Annotated in this window: 18 protein-coding genes; 17 read left to right on the forward strand and 1 reads right to left on the reverse strand. The window is 67.2% G+C overall.

All coding sequences use genetic code 11. From position 1 onward, the window contains the following. The first annotated feature begins 131 nt into the window (after positions 1-131). From CXZ05_RS09560 to CXZ05_RS09580, 5 genes are all read left to right on the forward strand, one after another. Complete coding sequence (locus CXZ05_RS09560; RefSeq protein WP_102972358.1) at positions 132-1,868, forward strand: FAD-dependent oxidoreductase; 1,737 nt, start codon at positions 132-134, stop codon at positions 1,866-1,868. Positions 1,869-1,888: 20 nt separating this feature from the next. Then, positions 1,889-2,674: an IclR family transcriptional regulator gene (locus CXZ05_RS09565; RefSeq protein WP_102972359.1), complete on the forward strand. Its 786-nt coding sequence runs from the start codon at positions 1,889-1,891 to the stop codon at positions 2,672-2,674. A 112-nt stretch (positions 2,675-2,786) separates the two neighbouring features. Next, entirely contained in the window at positions 2,787-4,085 is a 1,299-nt protein-coding gene (locus tag CXZ05_RS09570; protein ID WP_219726543.1) for a cytochrome P450, read from the forward strand. Positions 4,086-4,128: 43 nt separating this feature from the next. Further along, positions 4,129-5,394, forward strand: a complete 1,266-nt coding sequence (locus CXZ05_RS09575; protein ID WP_180987340.1) for an NAD(P)/FAD-dependent oxidoreductase — start codon at positions 4,129-4,131, stop codon at positions 5,392-5,394. 9 nt (positions 5,395-5,403) lie between these two features. Then, positions 5,404-5,742 (forward strand): 2Fe-2S iron-sulfur cluster-binding protein, encoded by a 339-nt coding sequence (locus CXZ05_RS09580; RefSeq protein ID WP_258006520.1) that lies wholly within the window; start codon positions 5,404-5,406, stop codon positions 5,740-5,742. A 26-nt stretch (positions 5,743-5,768) separates the two neighbouring features. On the opposite strand, the gene CXZ05_RS09585 is transcribed toward CXZ05_RS09580, so the two are convergent. After that, a complete protein-coding gene (locus tag CXZ05_RS09585) occupies positions 5,769-6,443 on the reverse strand; it encodes an acVLRF1 family peptidyl-tRNA hydrolase (RefSeq protein WP_102972362.1) in 675 nt (224 codons plus the stop codon). 61 nt (positions 6,444-6,504) lie between these two features. Between CXZ05_RS09585 and CXZ05_RS09590 the strand changes: the two genes are divergently transcribed. From CXZ05_RS09590 to CXZ05_RS09645, 12 genes are all read left to right on the forward strand, one after another. Then, a complete protein-coding gene (locus tag CXZ05_RS09590) occupies positions 6,505-7,983 on the forward strand; it encodes a replication-associated recombination protein A (RefSeq protein ID WP_102972363.1) in 1,479 nt (492 codons plus the stop codon). A 169-nt stretch (positions 7,984-8,152) separates the two neighbouring features. Continuing rightward, complete coding sequence (gene rpsD / locus CXZ05_RS09595; protein ID WP_102972364.1) at positions 8,153-8,779, forward strand: 30S ribosomal protein S4; 627 nt, start codon at positions 8,153-8,155, stop codon at positions 8,777-8,779. 144 nt (positions 8,780-8,923) lie between these two features. After that, positions 8,924-9,298: a DUF948 domain-containing protein gene (locus tag CXZ05_RS09600; protein ID WP_102972365.1), complete on the forward strand. Its 375-nt coding sequence runs from the start codon at positions 8,924-8,926 to the stop codon at positions 9,296-9,298. Between the two features lie 19 nt (positions 9,299-9,317). After that, positions 9,318-9,548: a DUF6167 family protein gene (locus CXZ05_RS09605; RefSeq protein WP_180987341.1), complete on the forward strand. Its 231-nt coding sequence runs from the start codon at positions 9,318-9,320 to the stop codon at positions 9,546-9,548. 106 nt (positions 9,549-9,654) lie between these two features. Further along, positions 9,655-12,333 (forward strand): alanine--tRNA ligase, encoded by a 2,679-nt coding sequence (gene alaS / locus CXZ05_RS09610; protein WP_102972367.1) that lies wholly within the window; start codon positions 9,655-9,657, stop codon positions 12,331-12,333. A gap of 6 nt (positions 12,334-12,339) precedes the next feature. Then, a complete protein-coding gene (gene ruvX / locus CXZ05_RS09615) occupies positions 12,340-12,942 on the forward strand; it encodes a Holliday junction resolvase RuvX (protein WP_102972368.1) in 603 nt (200 codons plus the stop codon). Continuing rightward, complete coding sequence (mltG, locus tag CXZ05_RS09620; protein WP_102972369.1) at positions 12,939-14,666, forward strand: endolytic transglycosylase MltG; 1,728 nt, start codon at positions 12,939-12,941, stop codon at positions 14,664-14,666. Before ruvX ends, mltG begins: the two co-directional genes overlap by 4 nt. After that, the gene (locus tag CXZ05_RS09625; RefSeq protein WP_102972370.1) at positions 14,663-15,523 is read left to right on the forward strand and encodes a shikimate dehydrogenase; all 861 of its coding nucleotides are present in this window, start codon (positions 14,663-14,665) and stop codon (positions 15,521-15,523) included. Before mltG ends, CXZ05_RS09625 begins: the two co-directional genes overlap by 4 nt. Before the next feature lie 26 nt (positions 15,524-15,549). Then, a complete protein-coding gene (gene aroC / locus CXZ05_RS09630; protein WP_102972371.1) occupies positions 15,550-16,749 on the forward strand; it encodes a chorismate synthase in 1,200 nt (399 codons plus the stop codon). Further along, positions 16,749-17,390, forward strand: a complete 642-nt coding sequence (locus CXZ05_RS09635) for a shikimate kinase (protein ID WP_102972372.1) — start codon at positions 16,749-16,751, stop codon at positions 17,388-17,390. The genes aroC and CXZ05_RS09635 overlap by 1 nt, the downstream gene beginning before the upstream one ends. Next, positions 17,387-18,475: a 3-dehydroquinate synthase gene (aroB, locus tag CXZ05_RS09640; protein WP_102972373.1), complete on the forward strand. Its 1,089-nt coding sequence runs from the start codon at positions 17,387-17,389 to the stop codon at positions 18,473-18,475. Before CXZ05_RS09635 ends, aroB begins: the two co-directional genes overlap by 4 nt. Next, entirely contained in the window at positions 18,475-18,993 is a 519-nt protein-coding gene (locus CXZ05_RS09645) for a tetratricopeptide repeat protein (RefSeq protein ID WP_102972374.1), read from the forward strand. The genes aroB and CXZ05_RS09645 overlap by 1 nt, the downstream gene beginning before the upstream one ends. Positions 18,994-19,137 lie beyond the last annotated feature (144 nt).

The raw sequence follows: 19,137 nt of genomic DNA on the forward strand, positions 1-19,137 counted from the left end.
TACCTCCTGTCGATTCCCGCTCAATGGTAATCCTCCTCCCGGGCGTGCGTGCGCCCGGGTCTACTGGGGGTTTGTCAGTCAACGCCTGCCGCCGCAAAGGAGTGGCCTGCAGGCAGAACGGAGCAGGAACCATGACAGAAACTGCAACTACGGCGGTCTGTGACGTCCTCGTCATTGGATCGGGTGTGGCCGGGATGGCCGCGGCACTGAAGGCCGCTTCGCAGGGATTGAGCGTGATCGTCGCGGAAAAGGAACAGTACTTCGGCGGGACCACCGCCATTTCCGCGGGCTGGGCCTGGGTCCCCGGCAACGAGCACGGCGTTGCGCAGGGCGATACCCGCGAGGACGCCGAGACATATCTGAAGAACCTGGCACCGGAGACGTTCAACGAAGCGGGAGTCCGGAACTTCCTGGACACCGTTCCCGAGGCCATCTCCTTTTTCGAAAACGAAACCGATGTGAAGTTCACCTACCCGGAGAAAGCCCCGGACTACCAGATGGACCTGCCCGGGGCGAGGCTGTCCGGCCGGGCCATCCTGCCGCAGGACGTGGACGCGCGGGTGCTCGGGGACAAGCGGCTCCTGATGCAGCCGTACATGAGCTCCTATACAGTCTTCGGCTACATGCCGCAGGTGGGGCCGGACATCAACGAGTTCTTCCACGTGAACCAGTCGGTCAGGTCCTTCATCTACGTCGCCAAGAAACTGCTGCGCACCTGGGCCGATGCGGCCCGCTACAAACGTCCGGTCCTGCGCTCCAACGGCAACGCCCTGATGACCCGCATGGTCAAGAGTGCGGACGACCTGGGCGTCCGGCTGTGGAAGGGCTCACCGGCACTGTCCCTCACCAGGGACGACGCCGGATCCGTCACCGGCGCGGTTATCGGGGGAGAGCACGCCGTCACCGTCACAGCACGCGCCGGCGTCATCCTCGCCGCCGGCGGATTCTCCGGGAACAGGGAACTGCGGCGGCGCTATTTCCCGCATGACGCCGGCGGCGACGACCACTTCACCCCCACGGTGGGCCACGGCGGGGACGCCGCCACCCTGGCGATGGGCGCCGGCGGCTACATCGACGATTCCGTGTTCAGTGTCGGCTCCTGGGCTCCGGTGACCGTGTTCAGGTACCTCAGCGGCGAACAGCGGCTCTTTCCGCATCTGCGGGCCATCGGCCTGCCCGGGCTGATCGCCGTCGACCGCCACGGCAGGCGCTTCGGCAATGAGGCCCTGAGCTACCACGACTTCGGCGGGGCCATGATCGAGCACAACAAGGACGAGGACAGGACCTTCGGCTACGTGATCGGCGACGCGAAGACGATGCATAAATACGGCATCGGCTATGCCAAGCCCTGGCCGATGCCGCGTGGCTACTTCTACCGGACCGGCTACCTGGTCAAGGGGAACACCCTTGCTGAGCTGGCCGGCAAGCTCGGCATCGATGCCGCGGGCCTTGAAGCCACCGTCGGTGAATTCAACCCGGCGGCTGAGCGCGGCGAGGACCCCGCCTTCGGCCGCGGCTCCACCCAGTACAACCACTTCCGGGGCGACCTCGAGCACAGGCCGAACCCGAACCTCGCGCCTGTGGGCAAGGGCCCGTACTACGCGGCGAAGATCCAAATGGGCGATCTGGGCACCTTCGCCGGCCTCGGCGTCAACGAACACTCCGAAGTGGTCACGGCTGAGGGATCGGTGGTTCCAGGGCTCCTGGCCGTGGGCGCCGCTGCGGTGAGCGTCTTCGGCGGCGGTTACCCGGGCTACGGCTCCCATATCGGCCCGGCTTTGGTGTTCGGTTACCGTGCCGGCCGGGACGTCACCAGGCTTGCCGGGGAGCGGAACGCGTCGCGGCCGGCCAACGTGGCGGGCCGCTAGGCGCCGGGCCGGAGACCGCCATGGCCAACTCTTCTTCGGGGGAATCGGTGATCAGCCGCGTGGTGCGGCTCATGAGCGCCTTCGACCGGGACCTGCCGGCCATGACGCTCTCCGGCCTCGCCCGCCGCGCAGGCCTGCCGCTGACCACCGCGCACCGGCTCGTCGATGACCTGGTCCTCCACGGCCTCATTGAGCGGCTGCCGGACGGGAACCTGTGCTCCGGGATGCGCATGTGGGAGCTCGCTGCCCGGGGCTCCCGTGCACTGAACCTCCGTGAGCTGGCGCTGCCCTTCATGGAGGACGTCCAGGCAGCCGTCCACCAGCACACCACCCTCGCCGTGCTGGACCACGGCACCGTGCTATACGTGGAGCGCCTCTCCTCGCCGCACTCCAGCCTGGATGCCGCCCACATTGCGCAGCGGATGCCCATCCACGCAGCCTCGTCCGGCCTGGTACTGCTGGCATTCTCGCCGCCCGCAGTCCAGGCCGGGGTGCTCGCAAAGCGCCTGAAGGCCGTGACCTCCGAAACCATCACCGATCCTGCCCTCATCCGCAAGCACCTGGCCGAGATCAGGCAGCGCGGCTACGTGGCCCTGCCAGGCATTGGCGTCACCGAGTGGACGGGCATCGCAGTGCCCGTCTTCGGGCCCGGCAACACGATAGCTGCGGCGCTCAACGTCATCGTGCCGAGGCGGGAAGCGGCTGTTCCGCTGATCCTCCCCGCCCTGCTGACCGCTGCGCACGGGATCTCCCGCGCGCTGAAATCCGCCCAGTCGGAAGGGCAGGCGGACTTTCGCAACCGATGAACGGAAGACCTGTGGGGGCGGCCACGGCGCATCCCGCAAGGTGGAGTGAGAGGCGGATCACACCGGATTACGCCGAAGCCAACCGGAAAGAAGGACGATGATGTCTTGCCCGATGACAGCAACACCCCCGGTCTCCACGCACGTCAGCACCGGCGGAAGCGCAGGCGAAGGCACCGCACTGCCTCCCTACTCGCATGAACTGGACTGGCCCGAGGGCATGGCGCCCTTCAAGGTGGTGGACGACGGGACCCAGGGTGATCCCTACCGCCACTACCAGTGGATGCGCGAGAACGCGCCGGTGCTCCGCGCGCATTCACCCGTATCTGATGTCTGGTTCATCTCCCGGTACGACGACGTCCGCCGGGCCATGCGGGCACCGAAAGTCTTCTCCTCGCAGGTAGTGGACCCGGTCCCGCTGACCTTTCTGACGCTGTTCGACGCCCCCAACCACACCCGTCTCCGTCAGGTGGTGGCGCAGGCCTTCATCCCCAAGGCCATCGCCCGCTTCGAGGACCGGGTGCGGGAGAATGCCGAAAAGTATCTGGCACCGATGCTCGCCGCGGGCGGCGGGGACGCCGTGGACGACTACGCCATCCCGCTCAGCATGTCCACCATCAGCGCGCTGCTCGACGTTCCGGCCGAGGACTTCGAGAAGATGAAATTCTGGTCCGACGAGACCTTCAGCTACTTCGGCCGGCTCGCCCGCAATGCCCAGGGCACAGGAACCGACGAGCAGAGCACCCTCGAGTTTTTCGCCTACCTGAAAGACACCATGGAGCGCCTGTACCGCGAGGAGAGCGACAGCGTCGGCGGACACATTGCACGGATGTGGAAGGAAGGCCTGCTCAGCGAGAAGGAAGCCAAGGAACTCTGCGCCTTTGTCTTCGTCGCAGGCCATGACACCACCACCATCCTGCTGGCCAACGCGTTCCGGATCTTCAGCGAACAGCCGGACCTGCTGGAACGGATCCGCCTGAATCCGGACGATGCGGACCTCTTCGTTGAGGAACTGGCCCGCTACCGCGGCACCGTCCAGCGGGCCAGCCGGATCACCACGGAGCAGGTGGAGGTTGCCGGCGTGACGATTCCCGCCGGCGCCATCGTCCGCCTGCTGCCCGCCGCAGCCAACCGGGACAGCAGCAAGTATTCCGACGGCGAGCGCTTCGACATTGACCGCAACACCGACGGCCACCTGGGCTTCGGGCACGGCGTCCACAGCTGCCTCGGCGCGCCCCTTGCCAGGCTTGAGGTCCAGGTCACGGTGAAGCTCCTGGCGGAGAAGCTCGCGTCGCTCACGCTGGACCCGGACAAACCCATCGAATATGTGCGCGGCAACAACCTGACGAACTCGGGCCCGGAGCATCTCCACGTGCTGCTGCAGCAGGTCAGCGCAGGGCAGACCAATGCATAGCGGGACAGGCACCGCTGCACCGGTATCGGCCCAGGACCCGGTGATGATTCAGGACCCGGTGGTCATCGTCGGCTCGGGACACTCCGGCGTCGCTGTCGCCGCAGGGCTCCGCACCCGCGGCTGGGAAGGCGGCATTCTGCTCGTCGACGCGGAGAACGAACTGCCCTATGAGCGGCCGCCGCTGTCCAAGGAACTCCTGAAGGACGGCGCCCCGGATGAGTCAGCCGTGCTCCGCAAGGAGAAGTTCTATGCGGACAAGGGCATCGGCCGGCTCGCCGGGGTCACCGTGGAATCCATCGACAGGAACGGGCGGACAGTGCTGCTGTCCGACGGGACGCGGCAGGCCTACCACCGGCTGGTTATCGCCACAGGCTCACGGGCGCGGCCCCTCACCGTGCCAGGTGCCGGTCTTGTGGGAGTCAGATCCCTGCGGACCCGGGGCGACGCCCTCGAACTCAAGCGGCTGCTGGTTCCGGGAGCCCGCGTGGCCATCATCGGTGCCGGGTACATCGGACTGGAAGTGGCCGCAGCTGCGGCCGCGAAGGGCTGCGAGGTCACAGTGCTCGAATTCCAGGACCGCGTGATGAGCCGGGTAACGTCGGCCCCCGTCTCGCGCCACTTCGAGCAGCTTCACGAGCGGCACGGGGTGCGGTTTGTCTTCGGCGCCGCGGTAACGTCGATCGACGGCAGACAACGGGCCGAACGCGTGACCGTCGCCGACGGCACCGTCTTTCCTGCCGACGTCGTACTCGCCGGCATCGGCGTCCTGCCCAACCAGGAGCTGGCTCAGGATGCCGGCATCGACTGCCGGGACGGCATCCTCGTGGACGGGGACGGCCGGACTTCCGATCCCGCGGTCTACGCCAGCGGGGACGTCACGCGCTTCATTAGTCCCACCGACGGCGTCAGCCGGCGGCTCGAGTGCATCCAGAACGCGCTGGCACAGGCGGACCGGGTCGCCGCGCACATCACCGGCCAGGCGGCCGGTGAACCGGAAATCCCCTGGTTTTGGACCGTCCAGCACGGTGTCCGGCTGCAGACAGCGGGCGTCCGCCAACCGGAGGACCAGGTGATAGTCCGCGGCGAACCCTCCTGCGGCAAATTCTCCGTGGTCTACCTCCGCGACGGGCGTCTCGCCGCCGTCGACACCATCGCCAACCTGGCCGACTTCCGCACGGCCAAACGGCTGATCGCCCAGGGAGCCCGGATCGACCCGGTGCTGGCCGCGGACCCCGGCAGTCCCCTCGCCGAAGCCATTTCCGGCACACCCAACCACTCCGACGCTGACCTTGCAGCAGCACGATCCTAAGGAAACGACATGAGTAACACCAGCATGAGCAGCAATGCACTAACCGTCGTCGACCGCGAAGGCGCCACCCATGACCTTGAATGGGAGCCGGACCAGAGCATGATGGAGGCCCTCCGGGACAACGACCTGCCCGTGCTGGCATCGTGCGGCGGCACCGCCTCCTGCGCCACCTGCCACGTGTTTTTGGAGCAGGAGGTCTTCGACACCCTGGAGGAACGCAGCGAGGACGAACTCGAGCTCCTCGTGGAGGCCGAGGGGTACCGGGAGTGCGGCTCGCGACTCTCCTGCCAGGTGGGCTTTAGCCGCGACCTAAACGGGGTCACCGTGACGCTGGCACCCGAGGAGTAAAGGCAGTCCGCGGCCAGGGTCGGGGGCTAGCTCCCGGGCGGGTCCGTCACTGTTACCCGCACCGCGCAGGCGTCCGCCGCGGCCTTCTTCAGGACGGCGGCGCGGGGATCGGGAACATCAAGGTAGGCCAGGCGCGGCAGGCCGGCCCAAGGCTTCAGGGCAGGCAGTGCCAGGACTTCATCAGCCAGTCCTCGGTCACCGCCGGGGAGGATGTACTCGAAGGCCTGGCCGCCAAAGATCAGCCGCGCCTGTTCCGCCACCGCCTCCAGCATTGCCTCCGCCTGGTTCGCGCGGCGGCGGGCGAACCGCTGCTGGGACTGGCCGCCGGCGGCGGTGCGGGACTGCACATACTTGGTGCCGGTTTTGGCGGCAAGGATGGTCCCCTCGCTGGCCACGGCCACGCCGTATCCTCCGCGGCGTACCAGGACCAGACCGACCGTGCGCGGCTGGGAAGCCAGTGTAGCCAGTCGTTCCACGAGGCCGGATCCCCGCCCCGGCCGCCCGTCGTCGGGCCACGGCGCCACCAGCAGTGCGGTGGCGCCGTCCGCGGCAGCCAGCCGTACGCCGTCGTCGTGGTCCTCATATCCAAGGTCACCGTGGCTGGCGGCGAACCGTTCAACCCAGCCGGCCAACCGCGGACCGGGGACGAACGCGGTCCTGGTGGACGCCGCACGTCCCTGGGTCGGACGGCTGCCTGGCATTCCGAATTCCCTGCTTTCGTGGCCGGATTTTTCCTGCTGATTCTAGAAGTAGCCTATCTATGTGGATGATCTCTTTGATTCGGCGGCACAGGACAGCGACGACGGCGACAACGACGACGCCGCCGAATCGGCCCAGTCCCGTTCCGCCCAGTCCCGGTCCGCGCAGTCCCGGTCCGCGCAGTCCCGTTCAGCCCAGCCGCGCGGCCCGCTGGCTGTCCGGATGCGTCCCCGCACGGTAGACGAGGTGGTGGGCCAGCAGCATCTGCTGGGCCAGGGTTCCCCGTTGCGTCAGTTGGCGGCCGGTGCTGATGCCGCCGGTCCGGCCGGCCCCAGTTCGCTGATCCTGTGGGGGCCGCCGGGCACCGGGAAGACCACGCTTGCCCACGTGATCGCGCGGGGTCCCGGGCGAAAGTTCGTGGAACTGTCCGCCATCACCGCCGGCGTCAAGGATGTCCGCCGCGTCATGGACGACGCCCTGACCGCCCGTGACCTCTACAAGACCACCACCGTCCTGTTCCTCGATGAGATCCACCGCTTCAACAAGGCACAGCAGGATGCGCTGCTGCCCGGCGTCGAAAAGGGCTGGGTGGTGCTGGTAGCGGCAACCACGGAGAACCCGTCGTTTTCGGTGGTGTCGCCGCTGCTGTCCCGCTCCCTGCTCCTGACCCTCAAGCCGCTCACCGACGCGGACATCGAGGGCCTGCTGGTGCGGGCCGTTGAGGATCCCCGCGGGTTGAACAATGACGTCCGGCTCAGCGACCAGGCTTTGGAACACCTCGTCCGGCTTTCCGGCGGGGACGCCCGCCGGGCGCTGACGGCGCTGGAGGCCGCCGCCGGGGTCGCGTTCGGTGACGCGGACGACGTCGGAAGTTCCGGTGCGGGGGAAGGTGACACTGAGCAACCGGTAACCGTTGAACTGCGGCACACCGAGCGTGCCCTGGACGCCGCAGCCGTCCGCTACGACCGCGCCGGGGACCAGCACTATGACGTGGCCAGCGCGTTCATCAAGTCCATCCGCGGGTCCGACGTGGACGCGGCACTGCACTACCTCGCGCGGATGCTGGAGGCGGGGGAGGACCCGCGCTTCGTGGCCCGGCGGATCGTGATCTCGGCCGCGGAGGACGTGGGCATGGCGGATCCGACCGCCCTGCAGACTGCGGTGGCCGCGGCGCAGGCCGTACAGCTCATCGGAATGCCCGAGGGGCGCATCGTCCTCGCCGAGGCGGTCGTCCACCTGGCGACGGCGCCAAAGTCGAACGCGGCTTACATGGGCATCAACAAGGCCATCGCGGACGTGCGGGCGGGACTGGGCAACGGGATCCCGGCGCACCTGCGCGACGCGCACTATCCCGGGTCTAAGCAGCTCGGCCACGGGGTGGGCTACAAGTACGCCCACGATGCGCCGCATTCGGTGGCCGCCCAGCAGTATCCGCCGGACGACCTCGTGGGCCGCGACTACTACGAGCCCACGGCCAACGGCGCGGAGCGGGACATCGCCGTCCGGCTGGAGCGCCTCCGGAAGATCGTCCGGGGCCAGTGAGGTTCTGGTAAGCTTGATCTTTGTCTGGCAAGGCGCGGACGCACAATCCCACCAATTCACGTTGATGGGGTTATGCCCTGCGCCCAGTAGCAAAAGGCAGCGGTTGGCCGATGCTCTCCATCTTGGAGGCCAGTAACACTGACACACCGCAGATATTGGAAGGACACAAGTGGCTAACAACACTCGTGCTCGCCGTACCGCACGCCTCTCGCGTGCACTCGGCATCGCTCTGACCCCCAAGGCCGCCAAGTACATGGAGCGCCGTCCGTACGGCCCCGGCGAGCATGGTCGTGCCCGCAAGAAGCAGGACTCCGACTACGCCGTACGTCTGCGCGAAAAGCAGCGTCTGCGCGCCCAGTACGGCATCCGCGAAGCCCAGATGACCCGTGCCTTCGAAGAAGCACGCCGCACCAAGGGCCTGACCGGTGAAAACCTGATCGAACTGCTCGAAATGCGTCTCGACGCCCTCGTGCTGCGTGCTGGCTTCGCCCGCACCATCGCCCAGGCCCGCCAGCTGGTTGTGCACCGCCACATCCTGGTTGACGGCATCCGCGTTGACCGCCCGTCGTTCCGCGTCGGCGAAGGCCAGCTCATCCACGTGCACAGCCGCAGCGAGACCATGGTCCCGCTTCAGGTTGCAGCAGCCGGCGCACACCGCGACGTCCTGCCCGCCGTTCCGGCTTACCTGGACGTCAAGCTGGACGCCCTGCAGGCCCGCCTGGTTCGCCGCCCGAAGCGCTCCGAGGTCCCCGTGACCTGCGAAGAGCAGCTCGTCGTCGAATTCTACGCACGCTAAATTCCGGCAGCGTATACAAAGAAGCCCGTGGCAAGCGCCGCGGGCTTCTTTGTATGTAAGGTACTTGGGGGACATTTGCGGCTGCAGCAGTTCGGGCGCCGCGCCCCGGTACGGTTCCACGGAGTTTCAAGGAGATGAACGTCTATGTCTGGTGGCGATATTGCCGGCCTGATCGCGGCCGGGGTATTTGCGCTCCTGGTCCTGTTGCTAGCTGTGCCCATCCTCAAGCTGGGGCGGGTGTTCGACGAGGTCCGGACATCCATCCGCTCCATCAGCGATGGCGCCACCCCGCTCATGGACGAGGTCACCGCAACGGTCTCCACCACCAACCAGCAGCTGCAGAAAGTGGACGGCATTGCCTCCAACGTTTCGGACGCCTCGGCCAACATCTCTGCGCTGTCCTCCCTCGTGGCCGCGACCGTCGGTTCGCCGCTGATCAAGGTGGCCGCGTTCAGCTACGGCGTCCGCTCCGCGTTCGCCGCCCGCAAGAAGCCCGCCACCGGCCGCCGCAGCCGCTAAGCCCACCCGGAGAACTGAAATGAAACGACTTGTCTGGATGGGAATCGGCGTGGCCATCGGGGTCATCGCGTTTCGCAAGGTCACTGAGGCGCAGTCCGCGCTCGGTCCCGAAGGCCTGAACCGGGCCGTGGGCCGGCTTGCGGACGGCGTCTACGACTTCGCCGACGCCGTCCGCGCCGGCATGCGCGAACGGGAAACGGACCTGCGCGCCGCGTTGGGTGTTGAATCCCAGGACCTCGTCCGCCGCTAAACGCGCGAGAATTAAAACCTGCAGTGCCGTCCAACACCGGGACTGCCTTTGAATCAAACTGTCACGCGCCAGCATGCGTGAACCAAGAAGGGTAAGTAATCAGCTCATGAAGTCGCAGGAGATCACAAAGCGCTGGGTGGATTTTTTCGTCAGCAAAGGCCACACGGCGGTTTCCTCCGCATCGCTGGTCTCCAGCGACCCCTCCCTGCTGTTCACGGTTGCCGGCATGGTTCCGTTCATCCCGTACCTGACCGCGCGCGAGGAACCGCCCTACTCCCGGGCCACCAGCGTCCAGAAGTGCATCCGCACCGGTGACATTGAGGAAGTGGGCAAGACCGCCCGCCACGGCACCTTCTTCCAGATGTGCGGCAACTTCTCCTTCGGGGACTACTTCAAGGAAGACGCCATCAAGTTCGCCTGGGAGCTGCTCACCACGAGCGTTGCCGACGGCGGGTACGGACTTCCGCCTGAGCTGCTCTGGGTGACCGTCTATGAAGAGGACGACGAAGCCGAGGAACTCTGGCTCAAGAACACGGGAGTCCCCGCCGAGCGCATCCAGCGCATGGGCAAGTCGGACAACTACTGGTCCACCGGCCAGCCGGGCCCGGCCGGGCCCTGCTCGGAGATCTACTACGACCGCGGCCCGGCCTACGGCGCCGAGGGCGGACCCATCGCCGACGAGAACCGCTACGTGGAGATCTGGAACCTCGTGTTCATGCAGTACCAGATCGACAACGTCCGCTCGAAGGTCGAGTTCGACATCATGGGCGAACTGCCCAAGAAGAACATCGACACCGGCCTGGGCATGGAACGCCTCGCCATGATCCTGCAGGACGTCGAGAACATGTACGAGACCGACCAGGTGCGCCCGGTCATTGACATGGCCGCCAAGCTCTCGGGCAGGGAATACACCTCCGCCGAGACCGAGGATGACCCGCACCACACCGATGACGTCCGCATGCGCGTTGTTGCTGACCACATCCGGTCCTCCCTGATGCTCATCGCCGACGGCGTCACGCCCTCCAACGAAGGCCGCGGCTATGTGCTGCGACGCCTCATCCGCCGCGCGGTCCGCTCCATGCGCCTGCTGGGCGTGGAACAGGCCTGCCTGCCGGACCTGCTGCCCGCCTCGCGCGACGCCATGAAGGGCGTGTACCCCATCGTGGACACGGACTTCGACCGCATCAGCCGGATCGCCTACGCCGAAGAGAAGGCGTTCCTGCGCACCATCGCCTCCGGCACCGCCCGCCTTGAGGATGCCGTCAACGTATCCAAGGCTGCCGGGCGTCCCCTCTCCGGCGCCGACGCGTTCGCGCTGCACGACACCTACGGCTTCCCGATCGACCTGACGCTGGAAATGGCCGAGGAAGCCGGCCTGAAGGTGGACGAGCCCGAGTTCCGCAAGCTCATGCTCGAGCAGCGCCAGCGCGCCCAGGCCGACGCCAAGGGCAAGAAGGGCGGCCACGCCGACCTTTCCGCCTTCCAGGAGCTGCTGGCAGAAGGCGAAACCGTCTTCACCGGCTACACCGACCTCGAGGGCGAGTCCCGGGTTCGCGGCATACTCAGCCGCGGCAGCAAGGTGTCCCAGGCAGCCACCGGCGATGAAATCGAACTCGTGCTCGCCGAGACCCCGTTCTACGCCGAGGCCGGCGGCCAGGCAGCCGACACCGGGCTGATCACCGGCGACGGCTTCGTCGTCGAGGTCCTGGACGTCCAGCGTCCGATCAAGGGCCTGAGCGTGCACAAGGCCATCGTCCGCGAGGGCGAGATCGCCTCCGACGCACTGGTCCGTGCCGCGGTGGACCGCGAACGGCGCCACGCTGCAGAGCAGGCACACACCGGAACGCACATCGTGCACGCGGCGCTGCACCAGATCCTCGGCCCGCAGGCCACCCAGCGCGGTTCGTTCAACAAGGCCGGATACCTCCGGTTCGACTTCGCCTGGGGCGAAGGGCTGAGCGCCGCCACCAAGTCCGAGGTCGAGGAAGTCTCCAACCTCGCCATCCGCAACAACTTCCAGGTGGACACCAAGGTCATGGGCCTCGCCGAGGCCAAGGCCCTCGGCGCCATGGCGCTGTTCGGCGAGAACTACGGCAGCGAGGTCCGGGTTGTGGAGATCGACGGCGCGTGGTCCCGCGAGCTGTGCGGCGGCACCCACGTGTCCAACACCTCCCTGATCGGCAGCCTGTCCCTGCTAGGCGAGCAGTCCGTCGGATCCGGAAACCGCCGGGTCGAGGCGTTCGTCGGCATGGACGCCTTCCGGCACCTGGCCGCCGAACGCGCGCTCGTGACCGAACTCACCGAGATGCTCAAGGTGCCCTCCGGGCAGCTGGCGGACCGCATCTCCGCGACCCTTACCAAGCTGAAGGCCACCGAAAAGGAACTCGAGCGGCTCCGCAAGGAACAGCTCGCGGCCGCTGCGGCCCAGCTCGCCGGAACCGCCGTGGACGCCGCCGGCGTCCGGGTCATCGCGCACGACGCCGGCCAGGTCAGCGGTGCCGACGATATCCGCGGCCTCGCCCTGGACCTGCGCAACCGGCTCGGATCCGTTGCCTCCACAGTTGCCGTTGCCGGCGTCAGCAACGACCGCCCGGTCATCCTGGTGGCCACCAACGAAGCCGCCCGTGAAGCCGGAGTCAAGGCCGGCGCGCTGGTCCGGCTCGCTGCCGGGATCCTCGGCGGCGGCGGTGGCGGCAAGGACGACGTGGCCCAAGGCGGCGGCACCGACGCCTCCAAGGTCGGTGCCGCACTGTCCGCCGTCGTCGATGCCATCACCAGGCGCTAACGAACCGTGACTTCTTCTGCTCAGCCGCACGACCACCCCCGGGGCATCAAACTGGGGGTGGACGTGGGGACCGTCCGCGTTGGCGTCGCCATCTGCGACCGGGACGAGATCCTGGCCACACCGCTGAAGACGCTGGACCGCAATCCCAAGAAGAATTTGGACGTCCGGATCATTGCCGCCCTGGCCGCGGACCGGGGAGCCGTGCAGATATTTGTGGGCCTGCCGCGGACCATGAAAGGCGAGGAACACGCCTCAGCCCGCATGGCCACGGAGTACGCACAGTTGCTGGCTGACGCGCTGGAGCGGGCCGGTTCGGACGTCCCGGTACACCTGGTTGACGAGCGGCTCAGCACTGTCACGGCCCATCGCAGCCTTCACGAAGCTGGCATGAGCAGCAAAAATCACCGTAAAGTGGTGGATCAGGTTGCGGCTGCAGGAATCTTGCAGCACGCCATCGACATGCAAAAAGCCAGGGGAACGGATGTGGGGAGCCGTGTGCGCGCGCTTCCCCGTACGGGGCTGCCCGGACACGCCGCCGCAACAGAAACTGCTGCACGGCCGTCTCCGGAAAAGGAAACACGATCTTCAGAGGATGGAAAGCTACAGTGAGCCCGGTCAACAGCGACGACTCCTCCGGCGACCCCTTCGCGGACGCCGGACTGCCCCTGACACGCAAGGAGATCCGCGCCCGCGAGAAGGCCGTCACCGCCGAGTCCGGCGATGCCGTGCCCGAGCAGGCCTACGAGTCCGGTGAAGAGGTGCACGTTGGAGCGGGTTCCGCGCAGCGGACCGGGGCTTCGGCTTCTGACTCTGCTTCCGGTTCGGACGGTGCCCGGACTGCGGCAACAGCGACACCCGTGGCTGTTCCCGCCGCATCCCCTGTCCCGGAAGCCCACATTCCTGACGCACAGGTTCCCCCCGCCCACGCTGTACCGGCCGCCGAGGTTCCCGACGCTCCGCCGGTTCCGCCGACCATCCACGACCCCGCCGAACATGGGGAAGCAGCCGTGCCCACGGGCACTGCCACACATGAAGAAGCGGCATCCGGGGTTCACGGCGTCCAGTCCGAAGACGCGCCGCACTTTGCGGAATTCGCGGATGGCCACCATGGGCCTGAGGAAGGCGTCCATCATGAGGATGGCCACCACTATGACATCCATCATGACGCAGTAGGCCATGACACCTACGAGGACCATGAGCACTACGAGCAACAGGCCGTGGGGCACCAGCTCCTGGCCGGCGCCGAAGACGTAGCCACGGTGGCCCGGCCATCCAAGAAAGTCCGGCGCCGGCGCCGCCTCGTGGCGCTGCTGCTGTCGCTCGCGCTGTTCGTCACCGCCACTGTCGTCGGCGCGCAGTTCCTGAAACCGCTGCTGGGGAACGACAAGCCTGGCGACTTCCCCGGCCCCGGCACCGGCCAGGTCAAGGTGTCGGTCGATCCGGGCGAAGGTCCGGTGTCCGTTGCTGCCAAGCTCGAAGACGCGAAGGTGGTGGCCAACGCCGACACCTTCATGGCAGCCCTGACCGCCTCCGGCGGCACCCTGTCGCCGGGGGAGTACGACTTCAAACAGGAAATGAAGAACTCCGATGCCGTCTCCGTACTTCTCAACGAGGGACAGGCAAAGGTCATGTACTTCGCCCTCAATGCAGGCCTGCGGATCGATGAATCCCTGCAGGCGATCTCTGAGGGCTCCGGTCTTTCGCTGGCGCAGCTGAAGGCGCTCAGCGACGCGCCCAAGCAGTTCGGACTGACGGCGAAGGCAAAGAACCTGGAGGGGTTCCTGGCACCGGGGGAGTACCGTTTCCCGCTGGGAACCACCGCCAGGGAGATCCTCACCAAACTGGTGAAGACCACCCAGGATGAACTGAAGGCACAGGGCGTCACTGACGCCGCCAAGCAGTATGACGCCGTGACCGTTGCCAGCATCGTGCAGGCAGAGGGCGGCCAGGCCGAGTACAAGGACGTGGCCGGCGCCATCTACAACCGGCTGAAGCCCACCAACACTGAAACGAATGGCCTCATCCAGTCGGACGCCACAGTCACGTACGGCCTGGGTAAGAAGACCTTCCACATCGACGAGGCCGAGAAGGCAGACAAGTCCAACCCGTACAACACGTACGCCATCCAGGGCCTGCCCGCCGGGCCCATCGGATCGCCGGGCAAGAATGCCATCGACGCGGCGGCCAAGCCAAACGACAACGATTACCTGTACTGGGTGACCATCAACCTCGACACCAAGGAGACGAAGTTCTCCAAGACGCTGGCCGAGCACAACGGCTACGTCGAGCAGTACAATGCCTGGTGCGAGGCCAACCCGGGCCGCTGCGTATGAGCCTGCGGGCAGCCGTCCTGGGGCACCCCATCGGCCATTCGAAGTCACCGGCGCTCCACCTTGCCGCCTACGCGCGGCTCGGAGCAGACATCGGCTACAGCGCCATCGATGTGACTGAAGAGTCACTGCCGGCGTTCATGGACTCCGTCCGTGCCGAAGCCGGCTGGCGGGGACTGTCCGTCACCATGCCGCTGAAGAAGGCCATGGTCTCCGAGGTGGACGAGGTCCGCGGCGTGGCCCGGGTCCTTGGCGTCATCAACACCGTGGTGTTCGAAGGTGCGGGGGAGGCCGCCCGGCGCATCGGATATAACACCGACGTCGCGGGGATCGTCAACGCCCTCCGCAACGCCGGAGCCAGTGACGCCCCCGCGGGCGTCATTCTAGGCGGCGGCGGAACCGCAGCCGCGGCAGTGGCAGCCCTGCGGGAGCTGGGCGCCGTGTCCGTGGACCTGTACGTCCGGAACACCGCCCGGGCCGAAGAAGCCAAGGCCGCAGCCGCCGGACTCGGCATGGACATCACCGTCCATGCCCTCGAAGGTGCGGTCGAAGCGATGGCCGGTGCCGGCGTCGTAATCTCAACGCTGCCGCCGCGGGCTGCTGACGGGATGGCGGCAGAGTTGGAAGCACTGGGACGGCGCACTGACGGCGTCCTGCTGGACGTCGCCTACGATCCCTGGCCCAGCCGGATTGCCGCCGCCTGGCACGCCGGCGGCGGAACAGTGGTTCCCGGCCTTGAGATGCTGCTCTACCAGGCGGTGGAGCAGGTCCGGCATTTCACCGGCCTGGCAGAGGCCGGCAGTGCCGACGTCATAGATGTGATGTGCGACGCAGTCGGGGCACCCCGGCGGGTGTCCTGACCGCCAGACATGGCAGGATGGTTTTTATGTTGCGTTGGTTGACCGCCGGTGAATCCCATGGCCCGGCACTGGTCGGAATTATTGAAGGCGTCCCCGCAGGTGTTGAACTCACCAGCGGGCAGATCGCCGATGCCCTTGCCCGCCGGCGGCTCGGCTACGGCCGCGGGGCACGGATGAAGTTTGAGCAGGACGTCGTCACGATCCTCGGCGGTGTCCGCCACGGCATCACCCAGGGCGGCCCCGTCGCCATCCAGGTGGGCAACACCGAATGGCCCAAGTGGGAACAGATCATGTCAGCCGATCCCGTGGCTCCCGAGGAACTCGAGGGTCAGGCCCGCAACGCCCCGCTGACCCGGCCGCGCCCGGGACACGCCGACTTCACCGGCATGCAGAAGTACGGCTTCGACGAGGCCCGTCCCGTGCTTGAGCGCGCCAGCGCCCGGGAAACTGCTACGCGTGTTGCCATGGGCACCGTTGCCGCCCAGTTCCTCAAGCACCTCGGCATTGAGCTTGTCAGCCACACTGTCTCCATCGCCAGCGTGACCGTCCCCGAGGGCCGGCCGCTGCCGGTGCCGGGCAACGTGATCGCGCTCGATGCCGATCCGCTGCGCTGCTTCGACCGGGAAACGTCTGACGCCATGGTTGCGGAGGTGGACGCCGCCCACAAGGAAGGCGAAACCCTCGGCGGCGTAGTGGAGGTGCTTGCCTATGGCCTCCCCCCGGGACTCGGCAGCTACGTCCACTGGGACCGCCGCCTCGATTCCCGTCTGGCCGCTGCCCTGATGGGCATCCAGGCCATCAAGGGCGTTGAGGTGGGCGACGGTTTCCTCACCGCCGCGCGCCGCGGGTCCGCCGCCCACGACGAGATCGTCAAGGAAGCTGACGGCAGGATCATCCGCACCAGCAACCGCGCCGGCGGCATCGAAGGCGGCATGAGCATCGGCGACGTCCTGCGCGTCCGCGCGGCCATGAAGCCCATCGCCACCGTGCCGCGCGCCCTGAAAACCATCGACATCAGCACCGGCGAGGCGGCCAAGGCACACCACCAGCGCTCGGACGTCTGTGCGGTTCCGGCTGCCGGCGTGGTGGCGGAGGCCATGGTTGCGCTGGTCCTGGCTGAGGCCGTGACCGAAAAGTTCGGCGGCGACTCCGTGGCCGAGACCGCCCGCAACATCAGGGGCTACCTCGAGAGCATTCCGGCGTCGCTGGATACGATCGGACTCTAGTGCCCCGGAGCAAGACACCCTGCGCCGCAGGGGACCGGCCCATTGTGCTCATTGGGCCCATGGCGGTCGGCAAATCTGCGATCGGACAGCAGCTGGCGCAACAGCTGGACACCCCGTTCGTGGACACCGACGCGGTCATCGTGGAGGGCCACGGTTCCATTGCGGATATCTTCGCCAGCCGCGGCGAGCGAGCCTTCCGGGAGATTGAGGCCCGGACCGTTGCCCGCATCATCGAAGCCGCTGCCGGCACCCCCACGGTGGTTTCCCTCGGCGGCGGCTCGGTCCTGGACTCCGGCACCCAGCAGCTGCTGGACCGGTGCACGGTCGTCTACCTGGAGTGCGATGCCGATACCGTCGCCGCACGGATCGCCAAGAATTCCGGGCGGCCGCTGCTGGCCGGTGACGGCATCCGGCGCTGGAAGGCGCTGTTCGCCACCCGGAAGCCGGTCTATGAACGCCTCGCGGACATCGTTCTGGATGTCCGGCAGGGAACCGTGCCGCAACTGGGCCTGAAGCTGGAGGCGGCCCTGTGCGACTTCGCCGCCGGCAAGTCACCCGGATCCACCACCCGCGAGATCAACAAAACCGCGACGACGGCAGCCAAAGGATGCGCCGCCGCGAAACAGGAAGTTGAAAAGTGAGCGAATCAACCGTCATCAAGGTCACCGGCCAGTCGGCCGGGGACAACTACGACGTCGTAGTTGGCCGCGGCCTGCTCGGCACGCTGCCGGGACTGCTGGGCGAGCGCGTCCGCCGCGTCCTCGTCATCCACCCGCGGGCCCTCCGGCTCACCGGCGACACAGTCCGCGATGAACTGGCCGCTGCCGGCTTCACCGCCGTCACCGCGGAAATCCCGGACGCCGAGGAAGGCAAACACATCCAGGTGGCTGCCTTCTGCTGGCAGGTGCTGGGACAGAACGATTTCACCCGCTCCGATGCCGTGGTCTCCGTCGGCGGCGGCGCCGTCACCGACCTCGCAGGCTTCGTGGCAGCCACCTGGCTGCGCGGCGTCAAGGTCATCCACATGCCCACCAGCCTCCTCGGCATGGTCGATGCGGCCGTGGGCGGCAAGACCGGGATCAACACGGCCGAAGGCAAGAACCTCGTGGGTTCCTTCCACCCGCCCGCCGCCGTCCTCACCGACCTTGACACGCTGAAGACCCTGCCGCGGAACGAGATTATCTCCGGCATGGCCGAGGTCATCAAATGCGGCTTCATCGCCGATCCCGCCATCCTTGACCTCGTAGAAAACGATCCCGAGGCCGTCACGGATCCCGGCTCCGACGCCCTGCGTGAACTCATCGAGCGCGCCATCGCCGTCAAGGCCCGCGTCGTTTCTGAAGACCTCAAGGAGTCCGGGCTCCGCGAAATCCTGAACTACGGCCACACCCTGGGCCACGCGATCGAACTCGTGGAACGCTACTCGTGGCGGCACGGCGCTGCCGTCTCGGTGGGCATGATGTTCGCGGCCGAGCTGTCCCGCAGCGTGGGCCGGCTGAGCGACGCTGACGCCGACCGGCACCGCAGCATCCTCGAATCCCTCGGGCTGCCCGTCACGTACCGCCGGGACCGCTGGCAGGGGCTTCTCGACGGCATGCGCCGCGACAAGAAGTCCCGCGGCGACTTGCTCCGTTTCGTGGTCCTCGACGGGATCGCGAAGCCGGGAATCCTGGACGTGCCCGATACCTCCCTGCTCTTCGCTGCCTACCAGGAGATTGCCTCCTGATGCGCGACGACCAGGGCGGAACGATCGAGTGGCCCGACGGCGGGTTCCCGGGGATCCGGGTCAACCCGGAAACGCTGCTTCCTGAAATCGTCAACGAAGAGGCGTGCGCCGCCGCGTTCGAGGCGTCCACCGACCCCGCCGAAAGGGTCCTGGTGCTGCTCGTGGAGGGGCACGCGGCCGACGCCGCCGAACTGCTGGCAGAGGCCCGCTACAAGGACCCGGAGTCGTTCCGGCTCCGGGCCTACGAGGCGGATGTCCTGCGCGTGGCCCACCGTTACGACCGAGCCATTGAACTCTTCCGGCAGCTCCTCGGAGAGGCGCACGGCACGGCCAACGAGGCCCTTGTCCACCAGTACCTGGGACGGACGCACTTCGTTGCAGGGAACATCGGTGCCGCGGTGGAATCCTTCGCCCGGGCGCTGGACCTGCGCGTTGCCCAGTCCGCCGATGCGGCCCTGATTTATTCCTCAACCGTAGCGCTGCAGCGGGCGCGGGACGTCCTCGAACTGGCCTCCTGACAGGGTCTTCCGGCTGGGCCCGCAGCGGTCCTCCGGCCGTGCCGCCAGGCGGCGCCGAAAACCGTGCCTGCCTTTTCCGCTAGAATAGTTTCTGGATTTTTGATAACTACACGCTGGCGCGCCGTTCGGCATGCCTGCTTGACA

Origin of the sequence: Arthrobacter sp. AFG20, from assembly GCF_002892795.1 — a bacterium.
GTDB lineage: Bacteria > Actinomycetota > Actinomycetes > Actinomycetales > Micrococcaceae > Arthrobacter.

What these genes read in the sequence shown, in the direction of transcription:
- CXZ05_RS09560 (WP_102972358.1), top strand. Translation starts at nt 132, where the DNA reads ATGACAGAAACTGCAACTACGGCGGTCTGTGACGTCCTCGTCATTGGA.
- CXZ05_RS09565 (WP_102972359.1), top strand. Translation starts at nt 1,889, where the DNA reads ATGGCCAACTCTTCTTCGGGGGAATCGGTGATCAGCCGCGTGGTGCGG.
- CXZ05_RS09570 (WP_219726543.1), top strand. Translation starts at nt 2,787, where the DNA reads ATGACAGCAACACCCCCGGTCTCCACGCACGTCAGCACCGGCGGAAGC.
- CXZ05_RS09575 (WP_180987340.1), top strand. Translation starts at nt 4,129, where the DNA reads ATGATTCAGGACCCGGTGGTCATCGTCGGCTCGGGACACTCCGGCGTC.
- CXZ05_RS09580 (WP_258006520.1), top strand. Translation starts at nt 5,404, where the DNA reads ATGAGTAACACCAGCATGAGCAGCAATGCACTAACCGTCGTCGACCGC.
- CXZ05_RS09585 (WP_102972362.1), bottom strand. Translation starts at nt 6,443, where the DNA reads ATGCCAGGCAGCCGTCCGACCCAGGGACGTGCGGCGTCCACCAGGACC.
- CXZ05_RS09600 (WP_102972365.1), top strand. Translation starts at nt 8,924, where the DNA reads ATGTCTGGTGGCGATATTGCCGGCCTGATCGCGGCCGGGGTATTTGCG.
- CXZ05_RS09605 (WP_180987341.1), top strand. Translation starts at nt 9,318, where the DNA reads ATGAAACGACTTGTCTGGATGGGAATCGGCGTGGCCATCGGGGTCATC.
- alaS (WP_102972367.1), top strand. Translation starts at nt 9,655, where the DNA reads ATGAAGTCGCAGGAGATCACAAAGCGCTGGGTGGATTTTTTCGTCAGC.
- CXZ05_RS09625 (WP_102972370.1), top strand. Translation starts at nt 14,663, where the DNA reads ATGAGCCTGCGGGCAGCCGTCCTGGGGCACCCCATCGGCCATTCGAAG.
- aroC (WP_102972371.1), top strand. Translation starts at nt 15,550, where the DNA reads ATGTTGCGTTGGTTGACCGCCGGTGAATCCCATGGCCCGGCACTGGTC.
- CXZ05_RS09645 (WP_102972374.1), top strand. Translation starts at nt 18,475, where the DNA reads ATGCGCGACGACCAGGGCGGAACGATCGAGTGGCCCGACGGCGGGTTC.